Source organism: Streptomyces sp. NPDC051563, assembly GCF_044454225.1.
Classification (GTDB): Bacteria; Actinomycetota; Actinomycetes; order Streptomycetales; family Streptomycetaceae; genus Streptomyces.
On the sequence record NZ_JBITDL010000013.1, the window covers coordinates 49,407 to 64,228 of the forward strand.

The following is a 14,822-nucleotide window of genomic DNA, read 5'->3' on the forward strand; positions in this document are numbered from 1 at the left end:
TGTCGTGCACGATATGTCTGGGCCAGGCCGGATCTGATGCCCCGCCAGATGCGGTCCCGGCCGGCCGGCGACGAGCAGGGGAGTGGACGGAACCGCATGACGATGCAGCCTCCGACGCATGTGTACGAAGTGACGCCGATGGCCGAGGCGATGCCGCCGATGCCGCTGCCCTCCTTCGAGGAGTACGAACCCACCGGCGACTGCCCGTGCCAGGGCTGCGCGCGGCGCCGCCGCACGCTGGCACGCGCCCGGGCCATACCGCTGCGCGACGGCGGGCACCCCGCCGCGCGCGGAGCCCGCCGGGTGCTGGTGCTGGCCACCGCCGCGGGGGTGGTCCTCGGCGGAGGGGGCGCATCCCTGGCAGCGGCGGCGACACCGGGGCCGGGCGGCCGCGTGGCCATGGACGACCCCGGCACCCCGCAGGGCGGCCGGGCCCCGCTGCACGGGCCGAAGGGCGGCAAGGGCAGCACCGCCAAGCCGGCCGGACTGCCGGGAGCGCCCTCCGCGGTGCGGCGGACCGACCGGGCGACGATCATCAACCGGGCGAAGCTGTGGCTGGACGCGCAGGTCCCGTACAGCATGGAGCAGTACTGGTCGGACGGGTACCGGCAGGACTGCTCGGGCTTCGTCTCGATGGCGTGGAACCTCGGCACGAACGAATGGACCGGCAGCCTCGACAAGTTCGCGACCCGGATCACGAAGGACGAGCTGCTCCCGGGAGACATGCTGCTCTTCCACAACCCGGCCGACCCCAACAAGGGCTCGCACGTCGTGCTCTTCGGCGGCTGGGTGGACGAGACGCGCACGCACTACGTCGCCTACGAGCAGACGAAGCCGACCACGCGGAAGCAGGCCACGCCGTACGGCTACTGGAACAACGCGCTGAAGTACCTCCCGTACCGGTTCAACGGGGTCGCGGGCGGAGTCGTGCCCGAGCCCCCGGCCACGGGCGAACCCCCGGCGCCGGGCGGCACGGGCGGCGTCTCGGCCACCTATCCCGGAGCGTCGAAGTTCGGGCCGGGCGCGGACAACGTCTACGTCACCCAGCTCGGCCGGATGCTGTCCGACCGAGGCGGCCTGCGCTTCTACCCGAAGGGCGTCGGCTCGAAGTGGACCGACGCCGACCGGCTGGCGACCCAGGCCTTCCAGCGCGCCCAGGGCTGGACGGGCGCGGACGCCGACGGCATCCCGGGCGCGCACACCTGGCGGCTGCTCGCCCAGCACCAGGGCAAGGACATCCCGCCGACCGCGGGCGGCGCACCGGGCCCGGCGGGCAAGCCCGCCTATCCCGGGGCCTCCTTCTTCCGGCCGGGCGCGTCCCACCCGTCCATCACCGCCCTTGGCCGCCAGTTGGTGAAGAAGGGCTTCGGCAAGCACTACACATCCGGTCCGGGCCCCCGCTGGGGCGAGGCCGACCGCCGCAACGTCGAGGCGTTCCAGCGCGCCCAGGGCTGGCGCGGCGCCGAGGCCGACGGCTACCCGGGCCCGGAAACCTGGCGGCGGCTGTTCGCATGACGGAGGCAACGATGTACCCCACGCGCACCACATCGACCACAGGCACCTTCGAGATCCCCCCACACCCGACCCCCCGCGCAACGACCCACCCCCGGTCCTCCACGACCCCGGCCGAGCCGACCGGGGCGCCGGAGCCCGCGACCGGCGACACGGCGGCCGTGGCGGGTGCTGCCGCACCGGGTGCTGCCGCCCTGGCCGGGGCCACGCCGACGGCCGCCGGGCCGGCGGGAGCCGTGCCGACCGCCACCGCGCCGGGCGGAGCCGCCCCGGCCGCCGCGGGTACGGGCGGAGCGGGTGCCGAAGCCGGCCCCCAGACCGGGGCCACGCCCGCCGGGGCCGGCCCCCGGTGGGGCGTTCCGGCCGGGCCCGACCGGGCCGGGTCCGCGCCGATCCCGGCACGCTGGGCCTCCGCCGAGGCCGACGCCGAGCGGGGAGCACGCCTGGCGACCGCGCCCGAGGAGGCCGCGCACGCGCATGCCGCAGGGCGGGCAGTGACTGAAGCCGCTACGGAGCCGGGCTCGCACCTGCCGGTCGAGCACGACCGGGGCACGTCCGCGCAGGTCGAAGCCGGCCGGGTCTCCACCGGGGCTCACGCCGAGCGGGGCTTGCACCTGCCGGTCGAGCACGACCGGACCGCCTCCGCGCCGGTCACGGCAGGGCGGGCTTCCGTCGGGGCCGACTCCGAGCGGAGCCCGCACCTGACGGCCACGCCCGACGAGGGTGTGCACGCGTCTGCCGCAGCCGTGCGGGTTGCCTCAGGGCGGGCAGAGGCCGGGGCCGGTAGCGACCGGGGCTCACACCTGCCGGTCGAGCACGACCGGACCGCCTCCGGGCGGGTTCCTGCCGGAGGTGATGCTGATCGGGGCGGGTACTTGTCCGGCGAGCCCGACGGGGCTGCGGCCGGTTGGTTCTCCGCCGGGGCGTACGCCGAGCGCGGCTCGCACCTGCCGGTCGAGCACGACCGGACCGCGTACCTCTCGGCGTCGTCCGACCAGGCCGTGTCCGAGCAGTCCGTGCCCGAGTGGGCGTCGTCCGGCCGGGCCGTGCCCGAGTGGACGGCGTCCGAGCGGTCCGTGTCGGAGCGGGCCGCATCCGAGCGGTCCGTGTCCGAGTGGGCGTCGTCCGACCAGGCCGTGCCCGAGCGGGTGATGTCCGACCGGGCCGTGCCCGAGCCGTCCGTGTCCGACCGGGCCGCATCCGAGCCGTCCCTGCCCGAGCGGGCCGCATCCGACCGGACGTCGTCCGAGCGGGCCGCATCCGACCAGGCCGTGTCCGAGCGGGTGATGGCCGGCCGGGCCGTGCACGAGCCGGTTGTTTCCGGGTGGGGGGCGGGTTCCGGGGACGGGCGGGGCGAGGGGGATGGGGCGGTGGCTTCCGGGGGTGTTGTGTCCGGGGTGGCCGTGTCCGCGTGGGCGGCGCCGAGTGGTTGGGCGTTGGCGGCCGAGCCCGTTGCGGGGGGTGGTGACGGGGCCGTGGCCGCGCAGGCTTCGGCCGGTGCGCCGCACGGGTCCGGTGCGCGCAGCGACGTACCCGCGGCGCGGGTCCAGGCCGAGCCCGGGGTCGACATCCCGCATCCCCAGGACGAGGCGGCCCACGCCGGTGCGGCCACGCTGCGGCTGCGGAGCCCCGACGCCGAGACCGCCCGGCCGCACCCCCAGGGGGACGAGGCCTGGGCGCCGGCCGCCGCGGCCGCGGTGCGGACCCCGTCCGGCGAGGGCCCGTACACCGCCGCGGAGCACGCCCCGAAGCATGCGGGTCCGCCCGCTGCCTGGGACCTGCCCGGGCAGGGCGGATCGGCTGCCGCGCAGCACGCGGTTCCGGGCCCCGCCCCGGAGGCCGGGTCCGCCGACCCGGCCGGCAGGCGGGAGGTGACCTGGTCCGTGCCGGCTCCGGGCACCGCCGGTGACGCCGGCCCGGTGGGCGGCGGGCCCGTCGACGGCGGGCCGGGGCGGGAGGCCGCGGACTCCGACGGGGCCACCGCCGACACGGCCACCGCCGAGTCGGCAACCGCCGAGGCCGGCCGTGGTGTCGTGCCCGGTCCCGGGGTCGCCGACGGCGGTGACGTCGCCGAGGTCGTCGCCCGGGCCGTGGCGCGGATCACCGAGGACGACACGCAGGACCTGCCCCGCATCGCCCCGGCCCACATCACCCCGGTGCGCGGCCTCGCGGTGACCGAGGTGCCGGTGCACCTGCCGTTCCGCGGCGCCGCCCACCCGCAGCCGACCCGGCCGCAGCCGGGCCAGCCGGGCCAGCCGGCCCAGCCGGAGGCGGAGCCGCGGCCGAAGCCCCGGTCCGCCCCCGGACGCCGCGTACCCCGTGGCGACGACCGGCTCCACGAGCACCGCGGCCCGGTGCTGCCCGGCTGGATCGCGGTGGCCGTCGGCGGGATCGCGCTGGCCGGCTGCGCCGTCGTGCTCTGGCGGGCCGGGGCCGTCCCCGACGCCCTCGCGCTGGCGTTCGGCGCCGAGCCGCGCCCGTACCGGGGGCTGCAGGCACGGTTCTGGCCCCCGCTCGCCTTCCTCGGGATCGTCGCGCTGCTCGCCCTCGGCGGCCTCGGTCGCAGCCGGGCCGGCCACGCCTGGGTGCTGACCCTCTTCGGCCGCTACCGCGGTACCGTCCGCCGTACCGGCCTGACCTGGATCAGCCCCCTGCTGCTGCGCCGCCGGGTCGACGTCCGGCTGCGGCACTGGCGCAGCGACCCGATGCCGGCCGTGGACTCCGGCGGGCTCGCCCTCCAGGTGGTGGTCCAGGTGGTCTGGCAGGTCAAGGACACGGCCCGGGCGACCCTGGCGGTGGAGGACCACGTCGACTACCTCGCCGAGCAGGTCGAATCGGCCATGGCCCGGGTCCTGTCCCAGCTCCCGGCCGACGCGTTCCACGAGGACGCCCCGACCCTGCGCGACGCCGAAGCCGTCGGCGACGCGCTGACCCGGATGCTGGCGGCCGAGACCGAGGCGGTCGGGGTGGAGGTGTTCTCGGCGCAGCCCACCCGGATCGAGTACGCCCCCGAGGTCGCGGACGCCATGCGCCGGCGCCGGGTCGCGGCGATCGACGCGAAGCACCGGGACACGGTCCTGACCTCGGTGGTCGATGCGGTGGACGACACCGTCCACCGCCTCACCTCGCGCGGGATCGTGGAGCTCGACGACTACGAGCGCAAGGCCCTCGTGAAGGACCTGACGGTCGCCTTCTACACGGGCCGCGTCGAGTAGCCCTCACCGGCGCGCGAGCCGCCCTACGCGGGCCGGCAGGAGAACGGGTGGAATCCGGGTGGTCCGGACCACCCGTTCTTCCGTTGGTCTGGACATGGCCAACTCCCGTCAATACTGTGGAACTTGGTCTAGACCTACACCAGAGCTCGTGAACGGGCCGTGCCGCCGAAACCGGTACGGCCCATCCCCACGCGTGCGCACGCTCTTTCCGGACTTCCCCCCACGTTCAAGGAGCATCAGCCTCATGCGTTCCTTCCGCATGCCCAGAACCAAGCGGGCCGCCGCCACGGCCACCGCCACCACCGTCGGCCTCGGAGTCGTCGCCGCCCTCGCGCTCGTCACGGCCCCCACGGCCAGCAGCCACGGGTACACCGACACCCCGATCAGCCGCCAGAAGCTCTGTGCCAACAAGACCGTGTCGGACTGCGGCCCCATCCAGTGGGAGCCCCAGAGCGTCGAGGGCCTCAAGGGCTTCCCCGCGGCCGGTCCCGCCGACGGCAAGATATGTGCGGGCAACCACTCGGAGTTCGCGCAGCTCGACGACCCGCGCGGCGGCGCCTGGCCGGCCACCCCGGTGACCAGCGGGCAGAGCTACAGCTTCCGCTGGCAGTTCACCGCGAACCACTCCACGACCGACTTCCGCTACTACGTCACCAAGAACGGCTGGGACTCCACCAAGCCGCTCACCCGTGCCGCGCTCGATCCGCAGCCCTTCCTCACGGTCGCCTACAACGGCGCCCGTCCCGCCATGACCACCGTCCACCAGGGCACCATGCCGAGCGGCAAGACCGGCCGGCACATGATCCTCGCCGTGTGGACCGTCAACGACACCCCGATGGCCTTCTACTCCTGCTCCGACGTCCAGTTCTGATCGCCGAGGCCCGCCGCGGCGTTCAATTCTGACGGAACGTCAGCTACTCTCCGGCGGCATGCGGACGACGACACCAGAGACCGTCGCGGAGCTCATCGCGAGCCAATGGGGCGACCACCGGCCCGGTCTGAAGTACGCCGACGGCGTGCTCAGCCACCACCGGACCGCCCGGGAGGCCGCGGCGCGCGCCGCGCTCCTCGTCGACCTGCTGCCGCCGGGTGCGGAGCCGCACATCGGGGTGCTGCTCGACAACACCCCCGAGTTCCCGTTCTGGCTCGGCGCGGCGGCCCTCGCCGGGGCCGCCGTCGCCGGGATCAACCCGACCCGGCGCGGCCCCGAGCTGGCCCGCGACATCCTGCACACCGACTGCCGGATCCTGGTGACCGAGCGGAGCCACCTGCCGCTCCTGCGCGGGCTCGACCTGCCCGGCGTACGCCTGCTCGTCACGGACACGGACGAGTACGAGGCCCTGCTCGGCCCGTACGCGGGCGCGAAGCCCGGTGACGCGACGCTCGGCCCCGGCCCGGGCCCGTCCTCGCGCCTCCTGCTCTACTTCACCTCCGGCTCCACCGGAGCCCCGAAGGCCGCCATCTGCACCCAGGGCCGCCTGGCCGGTGCCGGGGCCTCGCTCGCACGTCACTTTTCGGTCACCCCGGACGACGTCCACTACATCTGCATGCCCCTCTTCCACGGCAACGCCGTCATCGCCGACTGGCTGCCCGCCCTCGCGGGCGGGGCCGCCGTGGCCCTGCGCCGCCGCTTCTCGGCCTCCGCGTTCCTGGACGACGTACGGGCCTACGGGGCGACGTACTTCACCTACGTAGGCCGGGCGGTGCAGTACCTCCTCGCCACCCCGCCCCGCCCCGACGACCGCGCGCACCCCCTGCGCCTCGGCTTCGGCACCGAGGCGGGCGCCGTCGACGCGGCCCGCTTCGCCGGGCGCTTCGGGGTCCGCCTCGTCGAGGGCTACGGGGCCACCGAGGGCGGAGCCTCCGTCCAGCGCACCCCCGACACCCCGCAGGGCGCCCTGGGCCGGGCCGGCGCGGGCGACGACCTGGCCGTCATCGACCCGGAGACGGGCATCGAGTGCCCGCCCGCCGAGCTCGACGCGCGCGGCCGCCTCCTCAACGGCTCCGAGGCCATAGGCGAGCTGGTCAACAAGGGCCGCAGCCTCTTCGAGGGCTACTGGCGCAACCCCGACGCGGAGGCCGCCCGCACCCGCGACGGCTGGTACTGGACCGGTGACCTCTTCTTCCGCGACCCCGACGGCTTCCTCTACTTCGCCGGCCGCACCGACGACCGGCTGCGCGTCGACAGCGAGAACCTGGCCGCCGCGGTGATCGAGAACATCCTGGCCCGCTGGACCCGGGCGGCCGCGGTCGCCGTGTACGCCGTACCGGACGAGGTGGCGGGCGACCAGGTCATGGCCGCCGTGGCCCTGCGCGAGGGGGCCGTCTTCTCCCCGCAGGGGTTCGCGGCCTTCCTCGCGGCCCAGCCCGACCTCGGCACGAAGATGGCCCCGCGCTACGTGCGCGTCGTCGGCGCCATGCCCACCACGGCCACCAACAAGGTCCACCGGGTCTCCCTGCGCCGCGAGGCCTTCCGGACCACCGACCAGATCTGGTGGCGGCCGCGCGGCGAGGACGCGTACCGGAGGCTGGAGGCGGAGGACCTGACCGGGCTCCTGGCGGCCTACGAGGCCCAGGGGAGGGCGGAGCTGCTGGGCCGCTGAGGCCGTCCCGGAAGCGGTTTTGAGCACTCCTGAGGAGCAGGTAGTATTTTCTCTGTCAGCAGGCGCCGCTAGCTCAGTTGGTTAGAGCAGCTGACTCTTAATCAGCGGGTCCGGGGTTCGAGTCCCTGGCGGCGCACCTGTCCTTCGGGCGGTTTCCGGTTCACCGGGAACCGCCCGAAGTGTTTTCCGGGCCGCTGAACCCCGCCCCCGCCCCTCAGAGGGTGAGCGAGAGCAGCAGCGGCGCGGCCTTGCGGTTCAGCACGTCGGCCGCGGCCCGCAGCCGGTGGGCGTGCTCCACGGGCAGGGACAGCGCGAGGCAGCCCACGGAGGCTCCCGCGGTGATCGGGACGGCCGCGCAGACCGTGCCGACGGCGTACTCCTGCAGGTCGAGCGTGGGCACCGTGGCCGGCTGGCTGTCCAGCTTCGAGAAGAGGATCCGCTCGTTCACGATGGTCTTCGACGTCAGTCGGGCGATCTTGTGCCGGGACAGGTGGTCGCGGCGGCCGTCCAGGTCGAGCTGGGTCAGCAGGCACTTGCCGACGGCGCTCGCGTGCGCCGCGGAGCGGAAGTCGACCCACTCGTGGACCTTGGGGGTGCGCGGGCTGTCCGCGAACTGGGTGATCCGGACCTCGCCGTCCACGTACCGGCTGATGTAGACCGCGGCGCCGACGGAGTCCCGGAGCCGGTCCAGGGTGTCCTGGAGCTTGTCCTGAAGCGCCTGCTGGCGGTCGACACCGGATCCGAGGAGGACGAGCGAGTCACCTATGGAGTAGGCGCCGTCGGACACCTGCAGTACGTAGCCCTCCCGGCGCAGCATGAGGAGCATGGGGGCGAGATGGACCGCGGGCAGGCCGGTCTCACGCGCGATCTGTACGTCGGTCACGCCGCCGGTGTGGCGGGCGACCGTTTCGAGTACGCGCAGGGCGTACTGCACCGAGTGGAACGGCGCGGTCGGCTCGGGCTTCAGCGCCACGGTTTCCCCCTAGCAGGTTGTTACCGCTTGCTCTCACACGATAGCCATCAAGAGGCCCGTGTGGAGCGCCTGTTGATGAGATTGATGGCTCAATCACATCGGTCTGCCTGGATCTACTCCTCTGGCATATGCCAAGGTCATGCCTGGTGTCCGAGAGTGCCGGGAATGCCCGGACCGGCCGCGCGGTTCGGGTTCTTCGTACGGACGAGGACGGACGGGCGAGCGGAGCGGGAGAGACGATGAGTGACATCGGAGACGCGGGGGACACCGGACGGCGGGAAGCCGACCGTGCGGGCACGGATTCGGGCACGGTTTCAGGCGTGGGTCCGGGCGTGGGTCAGGGCACGGTTTCCGGCGCCGGACCGGGCGCGGGTTCGAGCGCGGGTTCGAGCGCCGGACCGGGTGAGGGACCGGGCGAGGTATCCGGCGAAGGGGAGATCCGCGGGACCGCCCTCGGCCGGGCGCCGGTGCCGCTCTCGGTGCTCGACCTCGTCACCGTCGGCGCGGGCAGCACCGCCGGCGCCTCCCTGCGCACCAGCGTCGACATCGCCCGCCTCGCCGAGTCCCGCGGCTACCACCGCCACTGGGTCGCCGAACACCACTCCATGCCCGGGGTCGCCAGCTCCTCCCCGGCCGTGATCCTGGCCCACCTGGCCGCCCACACCTCCCGGATCCGGCTCGGATCCGGCGGGGTCATGCTGCCCAACCACGCCCCGCTCGCCATCGCCGAGCAGTTCGGCACCCTGGAGGCCCTGGCCCCTGGCCGGATCGACCTCGGCCTCGGCCGCGCACCCGGCACCGACGGGCAGACGGCCGCCGCGCTGCGCGGGCCCGGGCGCCGGGACGAGGCCGTGGACGAGTTCCCCCGGCAGCTCGCGGAGCTGATCCGCTTCCTCGACGACGACTTCCCCGACGGCCACCCGTACGCCCGCGTGCACGCCGTCCCGGGCCCCGTGCAGGGCCCCGCCGGAAGGCCGCCCATCTGGCTGCTCGGCTCCTCCGGCTTCAGCGCCCGCCTCGCCGGCGGACTCGGGCTGCCCTTCGCCTACGCACACCACTTCTCCCCGGCCGGAACCCTGCCCGCCCTCGACCTCTACCGGCAGTCCTTCCGGCCCTCGGCCGTCCTGGGCGCCCCGTACGCCGTCATCGGGGTCGCGGCCCTCGCCGCCGACACCGCCGCGGAGGCCCGCGCGCAGGTCCTGACCGGCGCACTGTCGATGCTCCGGCTGCGCAGCGGGCGCCCCGGGCTCGTCCCGACGCCGGAGGAGGCGGCCGCGTACCCGTACACGCCGCTGGAGCGGGAGTTCGTGGACGACCGGCTCGCGAGCGTGGTCCACGGCACCCCTGACGAGGTCACCGCGGGCCTGGACGCCCTGGCGAAGCTCACGGGCGCGGACGAGCTCATGCTCACCGCCAACGCCCACGCCGGCGAGGCCCGCCTGCGCTCGTACGCCCTCGTCGCGGACGCGTACGGCATGCCGCTCCTCGACGCCTGACCCGCCGCCCGCCCGGGATCCCCGCTCACAACCCGGGGATCCCGGCCCGCCGCAGGTGCAGTTCGGACCGCACCAGTTCGAGGAGCCGCCCGGTCCAGTTGCGGTCCCGGCCGGAGTCGTCGCCCCAGAAGGGACCCGAGCCCCCTGCTGCGCCTTCCAGCGGGCCCGCTCTTCGAAGTACGCGACGGCCCGGTCGTACGTCTCCTGCGTGACCGGCGGGTCCGTCGGCAGGTAGGTCCGCCCGCCGGGCCCCGCCACGAGGATCCGCAGCGGCGCGTCCTTGTTGTCCATGTCGCCCAGCAGGCCGCGGCGTTCCGGGAGCGGGACGGCCAGGAACGCGGCCCGGGCCGCTGCCCGGTTCTCCTCGGTCCGGTCGGCGAGGAAGACCTCGACGGCGGCCATGCAGCGGTCGGCGGAGCCGGGCCGCTGGTTCAGCCGGTCGATGGTGTCGCGGACCTCGGTGATCGGCGATGGGTTGTTCGCCTGCCGGTCATCCCGTGATTCTGCCGCCGTCGGGCGCTCGCCCGGAAGGGTTTACGGATGTACAGCGCCCCGGAGAGGACCGCAGACGCCGGCATCCGGAGTTTGGCTGGTTTGTTGCCGAAACCTTGCCAAGGGATGAATGAAGCCAGCCTTAAGCCGCTCGTCACGATGGGTGGCGCGGGTTTTCTGGTGTGGTCCCACGTCGCTGACGTGGGCTTCTGGGTGGTGAGTGGTCTAGTCCTTCTTTGGTCCAAACCATTGACTCGGGGCCGGAGTGATCGCTATCACTATCCCCACCTGAAGTCTTGCCTTCCCCTCCCACTCCCCGGAGGCAGTTCATGCACATCCGTAAATCCCTCATCGCGGCCGCCGCCACGGCCGCGCTGGCCGGCGGCACGCTGGCCGCCTTCGCGGGACTCACCACCGCCTCGGCCGCCGAGGCCGGGATCACCGCGACGGCCGGCAACGTCAAGATCGCCTACTACGACCAGTGGTCGGTGTACGGGAACGCCTTCTATCCCAAGCACCTCGACACCCGTGGCATAGCGAGCAAGCTGGACGTCATCAACTACTCGTTCGGCAACATCCACCCCACCAACCTCACCTGTTTCGAGGCGAACAAGGCGGCGGGTGACGACAACAACCCCAACGCCGGTGACGGTGCGGGCGACTCGTACGCCGACTACCAGAAGTCCTTCAGCGCGGCCGACAGCGTCAGCGGCGTCGCGGACAAGTGGGACCAGCCGATCGTCGGTGTGTTCAACCAGTTCAAGCAGCTCAAGGCCAAGTACCCGAACCTGAAGATCAACATCTCGATCGGCGGCTGGAGCTACTCGAAGTACTTCAGCGACGCGGCCAAGACCGACGCTTCCCGCAAGAAGCTCGTCTCGTCCTGCATCGACCAGTACATCAAGGGCAACCTGCCCGTCGAGGGCGGCTACGGCGGCGCGGGCAGCGCGGCCGGCATCTTCGACGGCATCGACATCGACTGGGAGTACCCGGGCTCGTCCGGCGGCCACCTCGGCAACCACTACGCCCCCGAGGACAAGCAGAACTTCACGCTCCTGCTCAAGGAGTTCCGCGAGCAGCTCGACGCCTACGGCACGGCCAACGGCGGCAAGAAGTACCTGCTGACCTCGGCCCTCCCGGCCGGCCAGGACAAGATCAAGTACATCGAGACGGACAAGATCGGCGCGTACCTCGACTACGCGAACATCATGACGTACGACATGCACGGCGCCTGGGACGCGGACGGTCCGACGTACCACCAGTCCCCGCTGCTGAACTCGGCGTCCGACCCGACCGACGCGATCGCCCCGGGCACCCAGAAGTACAGCATCAAGAACGCCATCGACTCCTGGATCGACGGCAACGCCGCCTACGGCATCACCGGCGGCTTCCCCGCCAACAAGCTGACCCTGGGCTACGAGTTCTACTACCGCGGCTGGAAGGGCGTGCAGCCCGGCACCACCAACGGTCTCGCCCAGCCCGCCACCCTGGCCTCCACGGCGCGTCCGACCAGCCAGCAGGCCGGCATCGCGCTCTACAAGGAGCTCGGCGGCATCGTCGACAACCCGGCGACCACCTTCTGGGACGACCAGGCCAAGGCCTCGTACTTCTTCAAGGACGGCGAGTTCTTCACCGGCCTCAACCAGAAGTCCATCCAGGCCCGGGTCGACTACGGCAAGCAGCGCGGCCTGGCCGGCGCGATGATGTACTCCCTGCTCGGCCTGGACGCCAACGCGACCCTGCTGAACCAGATCTCGGACTCCCTCGGCGGAACCACCCAGCCGCCGACCACCCCGCCGACCACGCCTCCGACCACCCCGCCCACGACGCCTCCGACCACGCCGCCGACCACGCCTCCGACGACGCCGCCCGCGGGCTGCACCGCTCCGGCCTACGTCGCGGGCACCGTCTACAACGGTGGCAACGAGGTCTCGTACAACGGCCGCAAGTACAAGGCCAAGTGGTGGACGCAGAACGAGGTGCCCGGCACCACGGGTGAATGGGGTGTCTGGCAGGACCTCGGCGCCTGCTGATTCCCCCCACCCCGCGCCGAGCGGCCGGCAGCCCCCGCACTCCCCTCCCAGGGTGCGGGGGCTGCCGTGTCGTCAGCCCCGTCCGCAGAGGGCGCGGTCGATGAGGCCGCGCACCGCGTCTTCCTGGCGGGCCGCGACCCCCGGGTCCGCGGAGCGGCTGTGCGCGGAGACGGTCACGGTGCGCCGCCCGTCCGTGGTCGTCGCCGCCTGGAGTTCGTACCCGAAGCCGTTTCCGCCGTGCCCGAGGTAGCCGCCGCCGCAGGACAGGGGCGTGAAGAACAGGCCCAGGCCGTCCCGGGCGCCCTCCGGGTGACCGCTGTCCGGCGGCATCGGCACGGTCTCGCGCATGGCGGCCAGTTCGGCGGGCTCCAGGAGCTGCCCACCGGCCAGCGCGGAGAAGAAGCGGTTGAGGTCGCGGGCCGTACCGGTCATCGAGCCGTCGGCCCCGCTGTCGAAGGGACGGTAGGGGATCGTCGTGTCGACCAGCGGGCCGTCCGGGGCGAACTGCTGGTAGTTGGTGGCGTGCGGACCCGGGAGGAAGGGCGACGTGCCGGGGGTCGCGGTGTGCCGGAGGCCGAGCGGGCGCAGGATGCGGTCGTGGACCTCCTGCTCCCAGGTACGGCCCGTGACCTTCTTGATGATCATCCCGGCGAGGACGTAGTTCGTGTTGGAGTACTCCCAGCGGGTGCCGGCCGGGAAGACCGGCTCGTGGCGCAGGGCCAGGGCCACCAGCTCCTCGGGCCGGTAGGCGCGCCACCGGTTGGCCAGGTAGGTCTGCGCGTCGGTCTTGGGGAAGACGTCGGAGATGTACTCGGGCAGGCCGCTGGTGTGCCGCAGCAGATCGCGCAGGGTGATGGTCCGGCCGTCGTTTCCGGCGCCGGACACGACCCCGGGCAGCAGTTCCTCCACCGTCCGGTCGAGGGAGAGCCGCTTCTCGCCCACCAGTTGCAGCACGACGGTGGCGACGAACGTCTTGGTGGTACTGCCCAGCCGCAGGTACCCGTCCTGCGGAACGGGGCGCCGCGTGTCCAGGTCCGCCACCCCGGAGCGCGCGGTGACCGTCCCGCGCGGAGTGTCCAGCCGGACCGCGACCCCGGTGACCCCGGCGTCCCGCAGCGCATCGGCGTCACGCTGCAGGGAACGGGCCGCATCGGAGGGACGTGGCGCGGCCGAGGCCGCGACGGGGGAGAGGGAGGAGACGGTCAGGGCCAGCACGGCAGTGGAGAGCCAGAAACGACGAGAGATCATGAACCGAGGCTAGGAACGGCCGAGGGCCGCCGGCCATCCTGCACGCGCCCCGCGCGAAGGGGTGCCAGCCGGATGGACATCGCACCGTTTGCCGGATTCCCCGTACCCGTGCGTGCTGAAATCACTACGCTCGGCGATGAGTTGGATCCGCACGCGTCCTCATGGGGGTGACCGCCCATGGTCAACATCCGCGCTCTCGATCCCAGCGCCTCACCGCTGGACTACTACGGCAACGAACTCCGCCGCCTACGGGAGGCCGCCGGCCTGAAGCAGCAGCAGCTGGGCGACATCATCTTCTGCGCCGCCTCCCTGATCGGGCAGGTGGAGACCGCGAGGAAGGTCCCGACCCGCGACTTCTCGGAACGGCTCGATGCGGCGCTGGGCACGGACGGGCACTTCTCCCGGCTGGTGGGGCTGGTCCTACGGAGTGTGCTGCCGACGTGGTTTCAGCCCTTCGCGGAGATGGAGGCTCAGTCCACCTACGTCTCTACGTTCCAGGCTCAAGTGGTCTACGGCCTCCTCCAGACCGAGGCCTACGCGAAGGCCTTGCTGAGGGTGGAGTACTCGGACAGCGTCGATGAAGTCGTGGCGGCCCGCATGGACCGTCAGCGCATACTGGCTAGGGAGACGCCGCCGCTGCTGTTGGTGGTGCTTGATGAGGCGCTGCTGCATCGCAAGGTTGGTGGGCGTGAGGTGATGCGGAACCAGCTGGCCCACCTGCTGACCTTCGTGGACCGGCCCTGGATTCAGATCCAGGTGCTGCCCCTCTCGACTGGTGAACACGCAGGCATGACGGGTTCGTTTACTCTTCTCCGCTTCGACGACGACCCTGACCTCTTCTACACCGAGAGCTACGACTCGGGTCGTATGACCCCCAATCCGCAAGTGATCAGGGAGCGTTCCCTCGGATACGCTCGGCTGCAAGCCGAAGCCCTGTCGCAGGAGGAGTCGGCCCTTCTGATCGCACGCGTAATGGAGGAACGCTATGGGGACCAATGTGGACCTGATGGGCGTGCAGTGGCGTAAGTCGTCCTACAGCAGTACGAACGGCGGCGAGTGCGTCGAGTGTGCCCCCCTCGGCGCGGCGGTCTGGCGCAAGGCTTCGTACAGCGGAACCACCGGCGGCGACTGCATCGAGATCGCCGCCCAGCCCTGCCGCGTAGCCGTCCGGGACTCCAAGCGCCCCGACGGCCCCGCCTTCACCGTTGCCCCCGAAGCCTTCGGAGCCTTCGTCCGGAGTCTCTGACGCG

The 14,822-nt window shown here is 72.8% G+C and carries 10 protein-coding genes and 1 tRNA gene; 9 read left to right on the forward strand and 2 right to left on the reverse strand.

The features are described 5' to 3' along the window. Positions 1 to 159: 159 nt before the first annotated feature. The 5 genes from ACIA8F_RS17155 to ACIA8F_RS17175 all read left to right on the forward strand — a co-directional run bounded on the left by ACIA8F_RS17155 (position 160) and on the right by ACIA8F_RS17175 (position 7,466). Positions 160 to 1,515 carry a peptidoglycan-binding protein gene (locus tag ACIA8F_RS17155; RefSeq protein WP_399379778.1) on the forward strand — a complete coding sequence of 452 codons (1,356 nt, stop codon included), beginning with the start codon at positions 160 to 162 and terminating at the stop codon, positions 1,513 to 1,515. Then, complete coding sequence (locus tag ACIA8F_RS17160) at positions 1,512 to 4,727, forward strand: SPFH domain-containing protein (RefSeq protein WP_399379569.1); 3,216 nt, start codon at positions 1,512 to 1,514, stop codon at positions 4,725 to 4,727. Before ACIA8F_RS17155 ends, ACIA8F_RS17160 begins: the two co-directional genes overlap by 4 nt. A gap of 244 nt (positions 4,728 to 4,971) precedes the next feature. Further along, positions 4,972 to 5,598: a lytic polysaccharide monooxygenase gene (locus ACIA8F_RS17165; RefSeq protein WP_399379571.1), complete on the forward strand. Its 627-nt coding sequence runs from the start codon at positions 4,972 to 4,974 to the stop codon at positions 5,596 to 5,598. Between the two features lie 58 nt (positions 5,599 to 5,656). Further along, positions 5,657 to 7,330, forward strand: coding sequence for an AMP-binding protein (locus ACIA8F_RS17170; RefSeq protein WP_399379572.1), 1,674 nt, complete (start codon positions 5,657 to 5,659; stop codon positions 7,328 to 7,330). Positions 7,331 to 7,392: 62 nt separating this feature from the next. Beyond that, positions 7,393 to 7,466, forward strand: a tRNA-Lys gene (locus tag ACIA8F_RS17175). A gap of 78 nt (positions 7,467 to 7,544) precedes the next feature. Here the strand turns inward: ACIA8F_RS17175 and ACIA8F_RS17180 are convergent. Beyond that, on the reverse strand, positions 7,545 to 8,303 hold the full coding sequence (locus tag ACIA8F_RS17180; protein WP_399379574.1) for an IclR family transcriptional regulator: 759 nt from the start codon (positions 8,301 to 8,303) through the stop codon (positions 7,545 to 7,547). Between the two features lie 239 nt (positions 8,304 to 8,542). On the opposite strand from ACIA8F_RS17180, the gene ACIA8F_RS17185 reads away from it, so the two are divergent. Together ACIA8F_RS17185 and ACIA8F_RS17190 are read left to right on the forward strand one after the other, a co-directional pair. Beyond that, the gene (locus tag ACIA8F_RS17185) at positions 8,543 to 9,799 is read left to right on the forward strand and encodes an LLM class flavin-dependent oxidoreductase (protein ID WP_399379575.1); all 1,257 of its coding nucleotides are present in this window, start codon (positions 8,543 to 8,545) and stop codon (positions 9,797 to 9,799) included. 821 nt (positions 9,800 to 10,620) lie between these two features. After that, positions 10,621 to 12,324 carry a glycosyl hydrolase family 18 protein gene (locus ACIA8F_RS17190; RefSeq protein ID WP_399379577.1) on the forward strand — a complete coding sequence of 568 codons (1,704 nt, stop codon included), beginning with the start codon at positions 10,621 to 10,623 and terminating at the stop codon, positions 12,322 to 12,324. Positions 12,325 to 12,396: 72 nt separating this feature from the next. Here ACIA8F_RS17190 and ACIA8F_RS17195 read toward each other — a convergent pair whose 3' ends face one another. Beyond that, positions 12,397 to 13,572, reverse strand: coding sequence for a serine hydrolase domain-containing protein (locus ACIA8F_RS17195; RefSeq protein ID WP_399379579.1), 1,176 nt, complete (start codon positions 13,570 to 13,572; stop codon positions 12,397 to 12,399). A 177-nt stretch (positions 13,573 to 13,749) separates the two neighbouring features. On the opposite strand from ACIA8F_RS17195, the gene ACIA8F_RS17200 reads away from it, so the two are divergent. Together ACIA8F_RS17200 and ACIA8F_RS17205 are read left to right on the forward strand one after the other, a co-directional pair. Then, entirely contained in the window at positions 13,750 to 14,598 is an 849-nt protein-coding gene (locus tag ACIA8F_RS17200) for a Scr1 family TA system antitoxin-like transcriptional regulator (protein ID WP_399379581.1), read from the forward strand. Then, positions 14,558 to 14,818: a DUF397 domain-containing protein gene (locus ACIA8F_RS17205; protein WP_399379582.1), complete on the forward strand. Its 261-nt coding sequence runs from the start codon at positions 14,558 to 14,560 to the stop codon at positions 14,816 to 14,818. Before ACIA8F_RS17200 ends, ACIA8F_RS17205 begins: the two co-directional genes overlap by 41 nt. Positions 14,819 to 14,822 lie beyond the last annotated feature (4 nt).